Here is a 15,459-nt window from a genome sequence, read left to right as displayed (position 1 = left end):
GCCCCTGGAAGCAGGGGCCGCGCCGCCCGTATGCCGGCCTGTGCCGGAGCTGGCTCGTCGTGGACGCGAAGTGTCAGCGCTCTTCTTCGGACGCAGACGCGGGAGCGGAGGTCAGCCGCTCCGTCTCGTCCTGTATCTCAGCGGCGATCTTCTTGAGTTCCGGCTCGAACTTGCGCCCGTGGTGGGCGCAGAAGAGCAGTTCTCCGCCGCTGAGCAGGACAACGCGAACGTATGCCTGCGCACCGCAGCGGTCGCAGCGATCGGCGGCCGTCAGCGGGCTCGCGGGGGTCAGAACAGTAGTCACGTCGCCTCTTCTCTAGCTCGACGAGCTGTCGTACCAGGGTCAACATCCAACCAGCCCTAAAACGTTCCCGCCCCGGGCTTCTACTCGAAAAAATCTTTCGAGTCCGGCTGTCTGTTGCCGGTTGGCGGCGAATGTGCCGTATTGCGTGTCTGTGTGTCGTACGGTTTCGCGCTGTCGTTCGATGTCAGGTCCTCCCGGCTGGCTTGCCGGTTGTTCATGAGGACGTGCCCGGAGCCTAAATGGTTCATGCCTCGAAGGGAACGTGATATGTGCTTCACTCCAACGAGGGATCGAACATGCATGCGACTGTGGACTACCCTGTGTTTCGACGAAGGGTGGCGCTACAACGGCTCTACCAGGCCTCGGTACCCTCTTCACGGCAACAGAGGCCGCGCCCTTACCCAGAAGGGCCTCACCTGAAATTCAGCGAGGAGCGAACCGCGTGACCGCCGAAACGTCCGTGTCGTCCACAGCTCTGCTGGCAGGAGCAGAGCGGGACGGTTCCAACTACACCGCGCGGCACCTGCTCGTCCTCGAGGGGCTCGAGGCCGTACGCAAGCGCCCGGGCATGTACATCGGGTCCACCGACAGCCGCGGCTTGATGCACTGTCTGTGGGAGATCATCGACAACTCCGTGGACGAGGCCCTCGGAGGCTACTGCGACCACATCGAGGTGATCCTCCACGATGACGCCTCGGTGGAGGTCCGGGACAACGGCCGGGGCATCCCGGTCGACGTCGAGCCCAAGACCGGCCTCTCCGGTGTCGAGGTCGTCATGACCAAGCTGCACGCCGGCGGCAAGTTCGGCGGCGGCTCCTACGCGGCGTCCGGCGGTCTGCACGGCGTCGGTGCCTCCGTGGTGAACGCCCTCTCGGCGCGCCTGGACGTCGAGGTCGACCGCGGCGGCCACACGCACGCGATCAGCTTCCGCCGCGGCGTGCCCGGCGCCTTCGCCGGAGCCGGGCCGGACGCCAAGTTCGAGGCCGCCAGCGGCCTGCGCAGGGCCAAGAGGATCCCCAAGACCCGCAGCGGCACGCGCGTGCGTTACTGGGCCGACCGCCAGATCTTCCTCAAGGACGCCAAGCTCTCCCTCGAGAACCTCCATCAGCGCGCCCGTCAGACGGCCTTCCTGGTGCCCGGCCTGACCATCGTCGTCCGGGACCAGTTCGGCCTCGGCGAGGGCGGCAGCAAGGGCGAGGAGTCCTTCCGCTTCGACGGTGGCATCAGCGAGTTCTGCGAGTACCTGGCCACCGACAAGCCGGTCTGCGATGTCCTCCGCTTCTCCGGCCAGGGCACCTTCAAGGAGACCGTGCCGGTCCTCGACGAGCACGGTCAGATGACCCCGACCCAGGTCACCCGTGAACTCGACGTCGACGTGGCCATGCGGTGGGGCACGGGATACGACACGACCCTGAAGTCGTTCGTGAACATCATCGCCACCCCCAAGGGCGGTACCCACGTCGCCGGCTTCGAGACGGCCGTCAGCAGCACGCTCAACGAGGTCCTGCGCGCCAAGAAGCTGCTGCGCGTCGCCGAGGACGACATCGTCAAGGACGACGCCCTGGAAGGGCTCACCGCGGTCGTCACCGTCCGGTTGGCCGAGCCGCAGTTCGAGGGTCAGACCAAGGAGGTCCTCGGCACCTCGGCGGCCCGCCGCATCGTGAACACCGTGATCACCAGGGAGCTCAAGGCCTTCCTGACCTCCACCAAGCGGGACGCGGCCGCGCAGGCGCGCGTCGTGATGGAGAAGGTCGTCGCCGCCGCGCGTACGCGCATCGCGGCGCGCCAGCACAAGGACGCGCAGCGCCGCAAGACGGCCCTGGAGTCCTCCTCGTTGCCGGCCAAGCTCGCGGACTGCCGCAGCGACGACGTGGACCGCAGCGAACTGTTCATCGTCGAGGGAGACTCCGCGCTCGGTACCGCCAAGCTCGCCCGGAACTCCGAGTTCCAGGCGCTGCTGCCGATCCGCGGCAAGATCCTCAACGTTCAGAAGTCGTCCGTGACGGACATGCTGAAGAACGCCGAGTGCGGCGCGATCATCCAGGTCATAGGAGCGGGTTCCGGACGGACCTTCGACATCGACGCGGCCCGCTACGGCAAGATCATCATGATGACCGACGCCGACGTCGACGGCTCGCACATCCGGACCCTGCTGCTGACACTCTTCCACCGCTACATGCGGCCGATGGTCGAGGCGGGGCGGGTCTTCGCCGCGGTGCCGCCGCTGCACCGGATCGAGATCGTGCAGCCGAAGAAGGGGCAGGACAAGTACGTCTACACGTACTCCGACCGTGAGCTGCGCGACAAGCTCCTCGAGCTCCAGAGCAAGGGCATCCGGTACAAGGACTCCATCCAGCGCTACAAGGGTCTCGGTGAGATGGACGCCGACCAGCTGGCCGAGACGACGATGGACCCGCGCCACCGCACCCTGCGCCGGATCAACCTCTCCGACCTGGACTCGGCCGAGCAGGTCTTCGACCTGCTGATGGGCAATGACGTGGCACCGCGCAAGGAGTTCATCTCCAGCTCGGCGGCGACGCTGGACCGCTCCCGCATCGACGCGTAGCCGCTCAGCTCGGCTGGGCCGGATCGGGCGAGGGGCGATGGGGGATCGGCAGGTCCGGGTGGGGAGAGGGTGATGGGGAGGATCGCCAGATCGGGTCAGCGCGCTGGGAGTTCACCACGTCGGGGGGGCACGAGGTGCGACGGAGGTCTGGCTGGCCGAGGTCGGGCCAGTGGTGATGGGAGGGCTGGCCAGGCCGGGGCGAGCCGAGGGCTGATGGCATGTCTGCCCGGACCGGGGCAGGGCGGAGAGGTGCGGACAGGCGGGGCGAGGACGACGTCTGGTCCGGCCGGGCCGCAGCGAGCGGGGCCGATTGAGGGCCGGGTGCGGCGGGACGGGTGGGTGCGTGGGGTTCCGGTGGATCGCTCGCGGCATCCCTGGCCGGCGATGGGCGGGCAGTTCGGCAGGTCTGCGTCGCGCCGCCTGGCTCTGCAGGTCTGAGTCGGGCCATCCGGCCTCCCGGGAACCCCGGTCAGACCATCCCGCCTTCCGGCCAACCGCGCTGGTTTCCCACCTGCCGCCGGCCGGCGGGCCAGCCCGCCTCCGAGCCAACCGCGCCTGTTCCTCAACTTCCGAGCCAGCCCCGCCGGTTGCCTGCTTCCCATCCGACCCCGCCGGTTCCCCGCTGCCCGGCCAGCCTCTCGGGATTCGGCCTTGCCGGAACCGATGCCGTCGGGTCACCTGACCTACGGTCACCCCGTCGCGGTTCTCCACCCGTGGGTGGACACCGGGGCGGTTCACGGATCCACCCGGGGTCCACCCACGGTCCGATCTGGTGACCTGCGAGTTTCCGTAGTGTCGAAGGCGTCGGCAGCGCTCGCTGTCGTGACTCCCTTCCTCGCCGTGGAGGCTCAGATGTCCGGGTTCGTCAACGCGCTGATGATCGCGGCCGTGGTCGTCCTGGTGATCGTCCGCCAGTTCCGCGCACAGCGGACAGGCACGGGGCGGCGCTGGTGGCTCGTTCCCGTGATCCTCGCCGTCGTAGCGCTGCGTGAACCCGGCATCGTGGACGCCCATCACCGCACGGAGTCGATCGTCCTGCTCGGCGTCGAGCTCCTCATAGGCCTCGCCACGGGAGCGGGCTGGGCCTGGACCACCCGCGTCTGGGCGGAGCCGGACGGCGCGGTGTGGAGCAAGAGCACCAGGGCGAGCGTGACGGTGTGGATCATCGGTATCGCCCTGCGCGTCGGCCTCTTCGCGCTGGGCGCCGCGCTCGGCGTCCACCAGGACAGCTCCGCCCTGCTCGTCGCTCTCGCGGCCACCCTGCTCGTCCGCGGCGGGATCCTGGTCTGGCGGGCCCAGTCAGTCACGCCCGCCGTCTCCGCGGCCGCGGCGTACGGTGTCCGCCCCGCGCGGAAGGAGCGCGTGTGACGCAGAACGCCTGGATGCGCTGGCCGTCGCGGGAGGCGCTCGGGCGGCACGGCACCTCGCGGCCCCGGCGCCTGATCGCCTGGGTCGTGAGGGTGTTCGCCCTGGGAATCCTGCTGTGGGGAGCCTTCGACAGCAACCGTGCCCACGGGTGGGTGACGGTCGCCGGCGGGGTCGGAGTGGTCGTGGCCGCCGGACTGGCCTGGGCCCTGTACCGGACCACGTTCCAGCACCGGCTGTGGCCCTCCCTGGGCATCCTGCTCCTGCTCATGGGACTGGCCGTCGGGGCCGAGGCCCTGGGGTTCCGGGGGCCGGCCCTCGTCCTCTGGTGCGGCTGCGCCGTCAGCGCGCTGGAACGGCTGCCGCTGGCGGTCGCCCTGCCCACTACGTCCGTGGCCCTCGGGTCGTACGCCGCCGTCAACAACGACGTGTGGCTGACCACGGCGGCCACGGCGGCCGGACTGGCCCTCGCCGGTTATGTGTTGAGGCTCGACGCGGAGGCCCGCGGCAGCGCCCAGCGACTGCTGGCCCAGGAGCGAGCCGCACGGGCCGCCGAGGCGGAGTCGGCGGCGCTCGCCGAGCGGGCGAGGATCGCCCGTGAGATCCACGACGTACTGGCCCACAGCCTCTCGGCGCAGCTCGTGCACCTGGAGGCGGCCAGGCTGCTGATCGAGCGGGGTGCCGACCGGGAGCAGATACTGGAGCGGGTGGTGGCGGCGCGGGGCATGGCGCGCGACGGTCTTGACGAGACACGGCAGGCGTTGTCCGCGCTGCGGGGCGAGTTGACCCCGCTGGAGGACTTCCTGACGCAGCTCGTGGGCACGACGGCCGGTGCGGAGGTCACCGTGACGGGTGATCGGAAGCCGCTGCCCGCGGAGGCCTCGCAGGCGGTGCGGCGGGTCGCCCAGGAGGCCTTGACGAACGTGCGCAAGCACGCGCCGGGCGCCAAGGTGCGGGTGCGGCTGGACTACGCCGATCACCAAGTGACGCTGGACGTACGGGACTCGGGCGGACCGCCGGGAGATCTGGCCGGGGCGGGCGCCGGGTACGGTCTGCTGGGCATGCGCGAGCGTGCCGAGCTGCTGGGCGGCTCGCTGGACGCGGGGCCGGACGAGGAGGGGTTCGTGGTGACGCTGAGGGTGCCCGTATGACGGAAGGGGAGGGGAAGCGGCCCGCGCGCGTGGTGGTCGCGGACGACCAGACCGTCGTCCGTGAGGGCATCGTGATGCTGCTCGGACTGCTGCCCGGAGTCGAGGTCGTCGGTGCCGCGGGGGACGGTGAGGAAGCGGTGCAGCTCGTCGCCGAACTCGCCCCGGACGTCGTGCTGATGGACCTGCGCATGCCCCGCTGCGACGGCGTGGAGGCGACCCGGCGCATCCGCGCCGAGTACCCCGGGACCCAGGTCGTGGTGCTGACCACCTTCGCCGACGACGAGTCGCTGTTCCCGGCGCTGCGGGCAGGGGCGAGGGGATATCTCACCAAGGACGCGGGAGGGGACGAGATCGTACGGGCCGTGCACAGCGTGCTGTCCGGGGACGCGGGACTGTCGCCGAGCATCCAGCGGCGGCTGCTGGAGCGGCTGTCGGAGCCCGCGCCGCGGCCGACGGAACCGGCCGAGCCGCCCGACGGGCTCACCGCCCGGGAGATCGAGGTGCTGGAACTGATCTCCGAAGGGCTCAGCAACACGGAGATCGGCCGCAGGCTGCATGTGTCGACGGCGACCGTGAAGACCCACATCAACAACATCTTCACCAAGACCGGCCTCAAGGACCGTGCCCAGGCGGTGCGTTATGCCTACGCGAAGGGGATCGCCCGGCCACCAGCGGGATGAGTCACCTGATGGGGTGAAGAGTGCGGGGAAGAGAAGTCAGGATGTTCCCGTTCTGTCCATCCTTGAGCATGCAGTCAAGCAACAGTCGTCCTCGCGGAAGCGAGGGTGGTGCACACCGTTCGATCGAGCACCGTGAAAGGCATGTCCCGCGACCGGCCGAGGCGCCCGGGGGCCTGCGGTACGCCGACCCGTGGTACGACGCGCTGGCGTCCGGTTGGGGCGAGACGGATGGCGTCGGGGCGCCCGCGACCGGCGGCGGACCGGGCGGCCGGGGCGCGAAGGAGGAGGGGGTGTCGGCGGCGGGCGACATCTACATCGAAGTGCAACGCAGCGCGGCGTTCCAGGAAGTGCGCAGCCGCTACCGGCGGTTCGTGGTGCCGGGAGTTCTCCTCTTCCTCATCTGGTACGTGGGATACGTCGTGACGGCCACGACAGCGCCGGGACTGATGGCGCGGCCGGTGGCCGGAGCGGTGAACGTGGCGATGATCGCGGGGCTCGGGCAGTTCCTGACCACCTTCGTGCTCGCCTGGGCCTATGCACGGCATGCCCGGCTGCGCAGGGACCGGGCAGCGCTCGAACTGCGGTGGGACACACAGGAGCTGACCCGTTCGGCCCGGGGAGGTGTGTCATGACCGGGCACCATCAGACGCTGGCTTTGTTGCTGTTCAGCGGGTTCGTCGCGGTCACGCTGGCGATCACGACCTGGGTGAGCCGCAACAGGCGGGGTTCGGCGGAGGAGTTCTACGCGGGCGGACGTCTCTTCTCCCCGCTGGAAAATGGTTTTGCCATCGCCGGGGACTATGTGTCGGCCGCCTCCTTCCTGGGCGTCACGGGGCTGATCGCGCTGTACGGCTACGACGGGATGCTGTACGTGGTCGGCTTCTTCGTGGCCTGGCTGCTGGTGTTGTTCCTCGTTGCCGAACTGGTGCGCAACTGCGGTCGGTTCACGCTCGCCGACGTGGTGGTGGCGCGGATGAGTGAGCGGCCGGTGCGCATCGCGGCGGGAACTTCCTCGGTCACCGTGTCCGTTCTGTATCTGGTGGCGCAGATGGTGGGCGCGGGAAGCCTGGTGGCGCTGCTGCTCGGGGGGACGAGTGCGGCTGCGCGGGCCTGGACCGTCATCGGCGTCGGCGCGCTCATGGTGATCTATGTGTCGTTGGGAGGGATGCGGGCCACCACCTGGATCCAGATCGTCAAGGCGGTCCTGCTGCTGAGCGGTACGGTCGCGCTCACCGTGCTTGTCCTGCTGCGGTTCCACGGCGACTTCGACCGCCTGCTGCTGACGGCGGCCGAGCGCAGTGGACACGGCGACGGCTTCCTGGCACCGGGGCTGAAGTACGGCGGGGACTGGACGGCCCGGCTCGACTTCATCAGCCTGGGCCTGGCGCTGGTGCTGGGTACCGCGGGGCTGCCGCACATCCTGTCCCGCTTCTACACCGTGCCCACCGCCAGGGCGGCCCGGCGTTCGGTGCTCTGGTCGATCGGGCTGATCGGCGGGTTCTACCTGATGACGATCGTCCTCGGCTTCGCGGCGGCCGCGATCGTCGGGCCGGAGGCGGTGCGCGGGTCGAACGTGGCGGGGAACACGGCGATTCCGTTGCTGGCGCTCGACCTGGGAGGCGGAGCCGCCTCCACGGGAGGAACGGTTCTGTTCGCCGTGGTCGCCGCCGTCGCCTTCGCCACCATCCTCGCCGTGGTGGCCGGGATCACTCTCGCCTCCTCGGCCTCCGTGGCGCACGACCTGTACGCGTCGCTGCGGCGCAGCCATGCCAAGCCGCGCAGCGAGGTGACCGTCGCGCGCGTCGCCTCCGTCGGCATCGGCGTGGTGGCCATCGGCCTCGGGCTGCTGGCGCGTGACCTCAACGTCGCCTTCCTGGTGGGCCTCGCCTTCGCGGTCGCCGCCTCCGCCAACCTCCCCGTGCTGCTCTACTCACTGTTCTGGCGCGGCTTCACCACCCGCGGCGCGGTGTGGTCCGTGTACGGCGGGCTCGTCCCCGCACTGGTGCTCGTCGCGCTGTCGCCGGTGGTGTCGGGCAGCCCCGAATCGTTGTTCCCCGGCGTCGACTTCCAGTACTTCCCGCTGCAGAACCCAGGCATCGTCTCGATCCCGTTGGGCTTCCTCGCCGGCTGGCTCGGCACGGTCACCTCGGCCGAGGTGCCGGACGAGGCCAAGCACGCGGAGACCGAGGTTCGGTCGCTGACGGGAGCGGGGGCCGTATAGGAGGGGCGCCCCCGTCGTCGTACGACATCCGCGTGTGAGGGAGGCCTACGGCGCTACCCAGGCGTACAGGTGCTCCGGGCGGCCCGTGTCACCGTACTTGAGGGAGAGGCGCAGGCGGCCGGCCTGTTCGAGGTGGCGGAGGTAGCGCTGTGCCGTGGAGCGGCTCAGGCCGGTCTCGGCGGCCACCTCGTGGGCGGAGAGCGGGTGGTCGGCGTGGTGCAGGACGCGGCAGATGAGGTCGGTGGTCGGTTCCGAGTGACCGCTGGGCAGGCCCGGTGAGGACGGCGCCGGGGTAGTGCGCAGGGCGCCGAAGATTCGGTCGACCTGCTCCTGGCCGGCGACGCCACGGCCGCCTACCCGGTCGACCGTGCGGCGCAGGGCGGCGTAGGAGTCGAGGCGGGTGCGCAGGGCGGCGAAGGTGAACGGTTTCACCAGGTAGTGCAGCGCGCCGAGGCGCATCGCGGCCTGTACGGTCGCCACGTCTCCGGCCGCCGTGATCATGATGACGTCGGTACCCTGCCCCTGTTCCCGCATGCGGTGGACGAGTTCGAGGCCCGTCTGGTCGGGCAGGTAGTGGTCGAGCAGGACCAGATCGACGCCTCCGCGCTGCACGGCGGCCAGGGCCTGTGCGGCGTTGTGCGCGCGGGCGGTCACCCGGAAGCCGGGAACCTTTCCCACGTACTTGGCGTTGATCTCGGCGACGCGGAAATCGTCGTCCACGACCAGGACGTCTATCATCGGGCCTCTTTCTGTCAAGGCCAGGCGGGCGTTACACCCGTGTTTCGGCTCCGCAGTTGTAGCGCGCGCAAAATGAGCACAACAGGCTGTTGCAAGCAAAAGAACGGCATGCGCCCAGAAGGCTCCTGCTGTGGCCGGGACCACATCTACCGTCCCCGGCCATGAGCGCAGACACCAGCCCCGCCATCCAGTTGCGGGGCGCGAGCAAGATCTTCAGGACCCCGTCGGGGGGTCTGCACACGGCCGTCAGGGAACTCGACCTCACCGTCGGGCGCGGGGAGTTCGTGGCGGTCGTCGGCCCCACGGGCTGCGGCAAATCGACCACTCTGACCCTGGTCAGCGGGTTGGAGGAGCCCACGGAGGGCGACGTCCTGGTCGCCGGGGAGCCGGTGCGGGGCGTCGGCGACAAGGTCGGATTCGTCTTCCAGCAGGACGCCACCTTCCCCTGGCGCACCGTTCTGTCCAACGTCATGGCGGGCCCGCGCTTCCGCGGTGTGCCCAAGGCGGAGGCCAGGCAGAAGGCGCGCGAATGGCTGGCCCGCGTCGGGCTCGCCGCCTTCGAGGACCGCTATCCGCACCAGCTCTCCGGGGGCCAGCGCAAACGTGTCGCGCTCGCCGCGACCTTCGTCAACGACCCCGAGATCCTGCTGATGGACGAGCCGTTCTCGGCGCTCGACGTGCAGACCCGGGCACTGATGTCGGACGAGCTGCTGGAGCTGTGGGAGGGCACGGGCGCCTCCGTCGTGTTCGTCACCCATGACCTCGAGGAGTCCATCGCCCTGGCCGACAAGGTCGTCGTCATGACCGCCGGGCCAGCCACCGTCAAGCACGTCTTCGACATCGACCTGCCGCGGCCGCGCAAGGTCGAGTCCGTGCGCCTGGAGCCGCGGTTCATCGAGATCTACCGCGAGATCTGGGAGTCCCTCGGCGAAGAGGTCCGCATCACCCGTGAGAGGGGCGCCGCCCATGTCGCCTGAGGTACTCAGCACACCGGTCGTCGACACCGTCAAGACCCCGGACCGCACCCACTCACGCGCGCGTGCCGCCCGTAGGCGCAGGATCGTCGTCACGGCCACCCGTGTCCTGCTGCTGGTCGCCTTCCTCGGCCTGTGGGAGGTGTTCTCCCGCGCCAAGGTCATTGATCCGTTCAACTTCTCGATGCCGTCGAAGATCTGGGACCAGATCTGGACCTGGGTGACCCACGGGACCGCGCTCGGCTCCCTGGGCGAGCAGATCTGGTACACGCTCTACGAGGCGCTGCTCGGCTGGGTGCTCGGCGTGGTCGCCGGTGTCGTGCTCGGCATCGCCCTCGGGCGGATCCGCTTCCTCGCCGATGTCCTTGGTCCATACATCAAGGTGCTCAACTCGATGCCGAGGATCATCCTTGCCCCGATCTTCCTGATCTGGTTCGGCCTCGGCCCCGCCTCCAAGGTCGCCTCGGCCGTGGTCCTCGTCTTCTTCCCGGTCTTCTTCAACGCCTTCCAGGGCGCTCGCGAGGTCGACCGGAATCTGGTCGCCAACGCCCGCATCCTGGGGGCCGGCGACCGCCGGGTGACCCTTCAGGTGGTCATCCCGTCGGCCACCGCCTGGATCTTCACCAGCCTCCACGTCAGCTTCGGCTTCGCGCTCATCGGCGCCATCGTGGGCGAGTACATCGGCGCGACCAAGGGCATCGGCCTGCTCGTCGCGCAGTCCCAGAACACCTTCAACGCGGCCGGTGTCTACGCCGCCATGGTCATCCTCGCCGTCGTGGCGCTGGCGGCCGAAGGGCTGCTCACCTTCGTGGAGCGCCGCGTCTTCCGCTGGAAACCGGCGAACTCCTAGCCCCGGCCGCCCACTTGGGCCCGCCGTTTCCTCTTCTCCCGCACCGCCCCCTCCCAAGGACGTGAACCGCATGCGCAAGTCCGCCAGATACACCACGCTGGCCGCCGCCGGCCTGCTCGCCCTCTCCTCCCTCACCGCCTGCGCCAACGACGCCGCCTCCACCACCTCCACCGGTTCCGGCGGCAAGGGCGACGGCAAGGGTACGAAGGTCAAGATCATGGTCGGCGGTCTGGACAAGGTCATCTACCTGCCGGCGATGCTCACCCAGCGGCTCGGCTACTTCGACGCCGAGGGCCTCGACGTGGAGCTGCTGAGCGAGCCGGCCGGCGTCCAGGCCGAGACCGCGCTGGTCTCCGGGCAGGTGCAGGGGGCCGTCGGCTTCTACGATCACACGCTGGATCTGCAGACGAAGGGCAAGTCCGTGGAGTCCGTGGTGCAGTTCTCGCACGCGCCCGGCGAGGTCGAGATCGTCTCCAACAAGGCGTCCGGCGACATCACGTCCCCCAAGGACTTCAAGGGCAAGAAGCTCGGTGTCACCGGCCTCGGCTCCTCGACCGACTTCCTCACCAAGTACCTCGCCGTCAAGAACGGCGTGAAGGTCAGCGAGTTCACGCCGGTCGCCGTCGGCGCGGGACCGACCTTCATCGCGGCGCTGCAGAAAGGGGCCATCGACGGCGGTATGACGACCGACCCGACGGTGGCGACGATCCTGGACAAGAAGGCGGGCAAGGTTCTGCTGGACATGCGGACGCCGGAAGGGTCGCAGAAGGCGCTCGGCGGCCCGTACCCGTCGTCAAGCCTGTACATGCAGACGGACTGGGTCAACGGTCACAAGGAGACAGTGCAGAAGTTGGTCGATGCACTCGTCAAGACTCTCAAGTGGATGTCCACGCACAGCGCTTCCGAGATCGCCGCCAAGATGCCCGCCGACTACTCGCAGGGCAACAAGACGCTCTACACCGAGGCCATCAAGAGCACGCTGCCCATGTTCACCGACGACGGCGTCATGCCCACCAACGGCCCCGAGACGGTCGAGAAGGTGCTCAAGGCGTTCAACCCCAACATCAAGAACGCCTCGGTGGATCTGAGCAAGACGTTCACTACCGAGTTCGTGGAGAAGGCCGCGGGCTGAATCCGTATGTAGGTGGGGGTACGGCCTCTTCCCCCGCCCCCACCCGGCCGTGCCCTCAGGCGCGGGCCGCCCAGACGTAACGGTGTTCAGGGCGGCCCGCGTCGCCGTACTTCAGCGTGAGTCGGGCCCGTCCGGTGCGTTCCAGGAGCTTCAGATAGCGCTGGGCGGTCTGGCGGCTCACCCCGGTCCGGTCGGCGATCTCCTGGGCGGACAGCGGGCCTTCGGCGTTCATCAGGGAGCGGCGCACCAGTTCGGCGGTGGTGGGGGAGTGGCCCTTGGGCAGCCCCGGTTCCGACGGCGCGGACAGGGCGCCGAAGATACGGTCCACCTCCGCCTGTTCCGCCTCGCCGCCGCCGTCCAGCGTGCGGCGCAGTTCTGCGTACGCCTCCAGCTTGGCGCGCAGGCCCGCGAAGGCGAACGGCTTCACCAGGTACTGCAGCGCTCCGTGCCGCATGGCGGCCTGAACCGTCGTCACGTCCCGGGCAGCCGTCACCATGATCACGTCCGTCTGGTGGCCCCGCCTGCGCATCTCCTGGACGACCGCGAGGCCGGTGTCGTCCGGCAGATAGTGGTCCATGAGGACCAGGTCCAGCCGGGGCAGTTCCTCCAGCCGGTGCAGTGCCTCCGCCGCGCTGTGCGCCTCGCCCGCGACGTGGAAGCCCGGGACCTTCTCCACGTAGGCGGCGTTGACCTGCGCGACCCTGGTGTCGTCGTCCACGACCAGGACCTCGATCATCGGGACTCCTCCTTGACGGGCGTGTCCGTGGCCGTGCTCAGGACCGGCTCCGGTGCCGGCTCGGCGAGCGCCTCCGGCAGGACGACGGTGAACTCCGCGCCGCCACCGTTCGCCTCGCGCACGGTCGCGCTCCCTCCCTGCCGCTCGGCGAGCCTGCGCACCATGGACAGGCCGATGCCCCGCTTGCCGTGGGCGGGCGGCTCCTTGGTGGACCAGCCCTCGGTGAAGACCAACTCGCGCTGTTCCTCCGGTATCCCGGGCCCTGTGTCCCGCACTCTGAGGACCGCGGTACGTCCCTCGGCGCGCAACTCGACCTCCACGCGCGCGTGCGGCGTGGCCGCCACCGCGTCGAGCGCGTTGTCCACCAGGTTGCCGACGACGGTGACGAGCCCCCGCGGGTCGATCAGCCGGTCCGGCAACCGTGTGCGGTCCGACACCCACAGCGCGACGCCCCGCTCGGCGGCGACCGTTGCCTTGCCCACCAACAGGGCGGCCAGCAGCGGGTCGTGGATCTTCTCGGTGACCTGCTCGGCGGTGGCGCGGTGGTCGCCGACCACCTCACCGACGAACTCCACCGCGTCGTCGTACATCTCCAGTTCGAGCAGTCCCAGCAAGGTGTGCATACGGTTCGCGTGCTCGTGGTCCTGGGCGCGCAGGGCGTCGATCAGCCCACGGGTCGAGTCGAGTTCCCGGCCCAGCTGTTCCAGCTCGGTTCGGTCGCGCAGCGTGGCCACGGCGCCCCCGTCGTCGGTGGGCATGCGGTTGGCGACCAGGACACGCTGGCCGCGGACGGTGAGCAGGTCGGTGCCGGTCACCCGGCCGGCCAGGATGTCCGCCGTACGGCCGTCGCCGAGCGCCTCGTCGGGAGACATGCCGACGACCCCGTCGTCGATGCCGAGCAGGCGGTGCGCCTCGTCGTTGAGCAGGCGGATGCGGCCGGTGCGGTCGAGGGCGACCACCGCCTCCCTGATGCCGTGCAGCATGGCCTCGCGCTCTGCCAGCAGCGCCGAGATGTCCGAGAAGGCCAGGTCGCGGGTCTGCCGCTGGACCCGGCGGGAGACGAGCCACGCGGCCAGCGCGCCGACGGCCAGGGCGCCGCCGGCGTAGGCGAGCAGGCCCGGGACGGCGCTGATGAGCTCCGAGCGGACGCTGTCGTACTTGATGCCCACCGAGACCGCGCCGATGATCTTGCCGTGGACGTCGCGCAAAGGGACCTTGCCGCGGGCCGAGCGGCCCAGGGTGCCGCTGTCTATCTCCCTGACCTGCTTGCCGGCCAGGGCCTCCTTGGGGTTGGTCGAGACGACCTTGCCGATCTGCTGCACGTTGGTGTGCGACCAGCGCACACCGTGCCGGTTCATCACCACGATGTACTCGGCGTGGGTGGCCCCGCGGATCCGCTCCGCCTCCTTCTGGACCGGCCCGTCGGCGGTCGGGGCGGTGTGCTGGAGGTCCTTGGCGATCTGCGGCTGCTCCGCCGTGGTCTGGGCGATGGCCAGGGCGCGGTTCATCGCCTCGTCGTCCAGTTGTTTGCTCAGCGGGGCTAGGAACAGCCCGGTCGCGAGCACCGCGACCCCTGCCGCGATCGAGACCTGCATCAGCAGCACCTGCGAGAAGACACGCTTCGGCATGCCGAGACGCAGGCGACGTGCGGGGGGAGTGGGGCTCATACCCACGACCGTACGCGGACGTGCGGGAGCCGCCGTAGGGGGTGTGGCATGGATCTCTTGATCAATGCTGAAGGAGCAGGTTGACGGGTTGATCGTCCCGGTCAACTCGCGATGGCCGTCGCCGTCACCAGCTCGCGTACCTCGACGACGTCCATACGTGCCGGTGAGCCCAGGATCGACGAACCGCAGCTCTCCGGGCGGGGCGGGGCGGACGCGCCCTGGGCGACGACGACCCGCCAGCGGCGTCCGTCCGCGTGGGCGACGGTCACCTCCCAACGCGGGGCGGCGCCGTTCGTCGCCACGACGCTCAAGGCTTCCGCCGCGTACTCGCCGACCGCTGTACGCACGGCCAGTTCGGCCGCCTGACCGGGCCGTTCCCACGCGGAGTTACCGCGGCACCCCGCCACGACGATCCGTCCCTCCTTGACGCCGTGCAGGGCGTCCTTGACGGCATGGGCCTCGGCGCGGCCGTAGGCGTAGCCGTACGGCAGGACGAGCAGCGTGGGCGAGAAGCGATGTCCACCCAGATGGGTGACCTCCCAGACGCCTTCCACTCCGGAGGAGGCGAGCTCCGCGGCCAGCGGGCGGCCGAGCAGCGCGCAGCAGCGGTCGCGCTTGCCGTTGGTGCAGACGAGCGCGAGCGGGTCGTCCGTGTGCGGCCGGGCCCCGAGGACCGAGTCGAAGCCGCGGTGCTCGCCCCGGCCCAGTGCGCCGAAGTCGAGGCCCAGCAGGTCGCGCGGCTCGCTGACCGTGGCGGAACGCAGCCAGACCCGGCCCGGCACGGTGTGGGCGGCGTACACCTGCCGCACGGTGGGAGTGCCGCAGTCGGCATGGCGGCCGGGGCGGCGGATGAGCGCGACCCGCACGCCCGTGCCCATCGTGGCCGCCTCCAGGGCGCGGCCCACCGCCGGGTCCAGATGGCTCGCCGTGAGCGCCTTGGCGCCCCAGGGGCCCGGCTGCTCCAGCAGCAGCCAGGTCCGCGCGGTGGCCGCGGTTCCCGCCAGAGGCTCGTCCAGCTCCTGGGACGCGGTTGAGCACGTACTCACAGAGGTGAGCCTAACCTGACTTGACTGGG

The 15,459-nt window shown here is 69.9% G+C and carries 14 protein-coding genes; 9 read left to right on the top strand and 5 right to left on the bottom strand.

Features of this window, described 5'->3' with window-relative positions:
• Positions 1-73 precede the first annotated feature (73 nt).
• A complete protein-coding gene (locus ABZ453_RS43240) occupies positions 74-304 on the bottom strand; it encodes a hypothetical protein (RefSeq protein ID WP_266961483.1) in 231 nt (76 codons plus the stop codon).
• Between the two features lie 442 nt (positions 305-746).
• Here ABZ453_RS43240 and ABZ453_RS43235 point away from each other — a divergent pair, with 442 nt between their 5' ends.
• The 6 genes from ABZ453_RS43235 to ABZ453_RS43210 all read left to right on the top strand — a co-directional run bounded on the left by ABZ453_RS43235 (position 747) and on the right by ABZ453_RS43210 (position 8,287).
• On the top strand, positions 747-2,870 hold the full coding sequence (locus ABZ453_RS43235; RefSeq protein ID WP_359024287.1) for a DNA topoisomerase IV subunit B: 2,124 nt from the start codon (positions 747-749) through the stop codon (positions 2,868-2,870).
• Positions 2,871-3,722: 852 nt separating this feature from the next.
• Positions 3,723-4,238, top strand: a complete 516-nt coding sequence (locus ABZ453_RS43230) for a DUF1453 domain-containing protein (RefSeq protein WP_359024285.1) — start codon at positions 3,723-3,725, stop codon at positions 4,236-4,238.
• Positions 4,235-5,386, top strand: coding sequence for a histidine kinase (locus tag ABZ453_RS43225; protein ID WP_359024283.1), 1,152 nt, complete (start codon positions 4,235-4,237; stop codon positions 5,384-5,386). Before ABZ453_RS43230 ends, ABZ453_RS43225 begins: the two co-directional genes overlap by 4 nt.
• Positions 5,383-6,066, top strand: coding sequence for a response regulator transcription factor (locus tag ABZ453_RS43220; protein WP_359024281.1), 684 nt, complete (start codon positions 5,383-5,385; stop codon positions 6,064-6,066). The genes ABZ453_RS43225 and ABZ453_RS43220 overlap by 4 nt, the downstream gene beginning before the upstream one ends.
• 68 nt (positions 6,067-6,134) lie before the next feature.
• Complete coding sequence (locus ABZ453_RS43215; protein ID WP_359024279.1) at positions 6,135-6,698, top strand: DUF485 domain-containing protein; 564 nt, start codon at positions 6,135-6,137, stop codon at positions 6,696-6,698.
• Entirely contained in the window at positions 6,695-8,287 is a 1,593-nt protein-coding gene (locus ABZ453_RS43210; RefSeq protein WP_359024277.1) for a cation acetate symporter, read from the top strand. Before ABZ453_RS43215 ends, ABZ453_RS43210 begins: the two co-directional genes overlap by 4 nt.
• Positions 8,288-8,332: 45 nt before the next feature.
• Here ABZ453_RS43210 and ABZ453_RS43205 read toward each other — a convergent pair whose 3' ends face one another.
• Positions 8,333-9,025 (bottom strand): response regulator, encoded by a 693-nt coding sequence (locus tag ABZ453_RS43205; RefSeq protein ID WP_359024275.1) that lies wholly within the window; start codon positions 9,023-9,025, stop codon positions 8,333-8,335.
• Positions 9,026-9,186: 161 nt separating this feature from the next.
• Here ABZ453_RS43205 and ABZ453_RS43200 point away from each other — a divergent pair, with 161 nt between their 5' ends.
• The 3 genes from ABZ453_RS43200 (at position 9,187) to ABZ453_RS43190 (ending at position 11,981) form a co-directional block, all read left to right on the top strand.
• Positions 9,187-10,002 carry an ABC transporter ATP-binding protein gene (locus ABZ453_RS43200; RefSeq protein WP_359024273.1) on the top strand — a complete coding sequence of 272 codons (816 nt, stop codon included), beginning with the start codon at positions 9,187-9,189 and terminating at the stop codon, positions 10,000-10,002.
• On the top strand, positions 9,992-10,849 hold the full coding sequence (locus tag ABZ453_RS43195; RefSeq protein ID WP_359024271.1) for an ABC transporter permease: 858 nt from the start codon (positions 9,992-9,994) through the stop codon (positions 10,847-10,849). Before ABZ453_RS43200 ends, ABZ453_RS43195 begins: the two co-directional genes overlap by 11 nt.
• A 70-nt stretch (positions 10,850-10,919) precedes the next feature.
• Positions 10,920-11,981 carry an ABC transporter substrate-binding protein gene (locus ABZ453_RS43190; protein WP_359024269.1) on the top strand — a complete coding sequence of 354 codons (1,062 nt, stop codon included), beginning with the start codon at positions 10,920-10,922 and terminating at the stop codon, positions 11,979-11,981.
• A gap of 55 nt (positions 11,982-12,036) precedes the next feature.
• On the opposite strand, the gene ABZ453_RS43185 is transcribed toward ABZ453_RS43190, so the two are convergent.
• From ABZ453_RS43185 to ABZ453_RS43175, 3 genes are all read right to left on the bottom strand, one after another.
• Positions 12,037-12,717: a response regulator gene (locus ABZ453_RS43185; protein ID WP_359024267.1), complete on the bottom strand. Its 681-nt coding sequence runs from the start codon at positions 12,715-12,717 to the stop codon at positions 12,037-12,039.
• On the bottom strand, positions 12,714-14,384 hold the full coding sequence (locus ABZ453_RS43180; protein WP_359024265.1) for a sensor histidine kinase: 1,671 nt from the start codon (positions 14,382-14,384) through the stop codon (positions 12,714-12,716). The genes ABZ453_RS43185 and ABZ453_RS43180 overlap by 4 nt, the downstream gene beginning before the upstream one ends.
• Positions 14,385-14,485: 101 nt before the next feature.
• Complete coding sequence (locus ABZ453_RS43175; protein ID WP_359024263.1) at positions 14,486-15,430, bottom strand: sucrase ferredoxin; 945 nt, start codon at positions 15,428-15,430, stop codon at positions 14,486-14,488.
• Positions 15,431-15,459 lie beyond the last annotated feature (29 nt).

Source organism: Streptomyces sp. NPDC005799, assembly GCF_040630525.1.
Lineage (GTDB): Bacteria > Actinomycetota > Actinomycetes > Streptomycetales > Streptomycetaceae > Streptomyces > Streptomyces griseorubiginosus_B.
This window is presented reverse-complemented; position numbering and strand designations above follow the sequence as displayed.

Excerpts from the sequence above, each read along its gene's own strand:
- ABZ453_RS43190 (WP_359024269.1), top strand. The coding sequence starts at position 10,920 with ATGCGCAAGTCCGCCAGATACACCACGCTGGCCGCCGCCGGCCTGCTC.
- ABZ453_RS43210 (WP_359024277.1), top strand. The coding sequence starts at position 6,695 with ATGACCGGGCACCATCAGACGCTGGCTTTGTTGCTGTTCAGCGGGTTC.
- ABZ453_RS43205 (WP_359024275.1), bottom strand. The coding sequence starts at position 9,025 with ATGATAGACGTCCTGGTCGTGGACGACGATTTCCGCGTCGCCGAGATC.
- ABZ453_RS43230 (WP_359024285.1), top strand. The coding sequence starts at position 3,723 with ATGTCCGGGTTCGTCAACGCGCTGATGATCGCGGCCGTGGTCGTCCTG.
- ABZ453_RS43180 (WP_359024265.1), bottom strand. The coding sequence starts at position 14,384 with ATGAGCCCCACTCCCCCCGCACGTCGCCTGCGTCTCGGCATGCCGAAG.
- ABZ453_RS43195 (WP_359024271.1), top strand. The coding sequence starts at position 9,992 with ATGTCGCCTGAGGTACTCAGCACACCGGTCGTCGACACCGTCAAGACC.
- ABZ453_RS43215 (WP_359024279.1), top strand. The coding sequence starts at position 6,135 with ATGCAGTCAAGCAACAGTCGTCCTCGCGGAAGCGAGGGTGGTGCACAC.
- ABZ453_RS43220 (WP_359024281.1), top strand. The coding sequence starts at position 5,383 with ATGACGGAAGGGGAGGGGAAGCGGCCCGCGCGCGTGGTGGTCGCGGAC.
- ABZ453_RS43185 (WP_359024267.1), bottom strand. The coding sequence starts at position 12,717 with ATGATCGAGGTCCTGGTCGTGGACGACGACACCAGGGTCGCGCAGGTC.
- ABZ453_RS43200 (WP_359024273.1), top strand. The coding sequence starts at position 9,187 with ATGAGCGCAGACACCAGCCCCGCCATCCAGTTGCGGGGCGCGAGCAAG.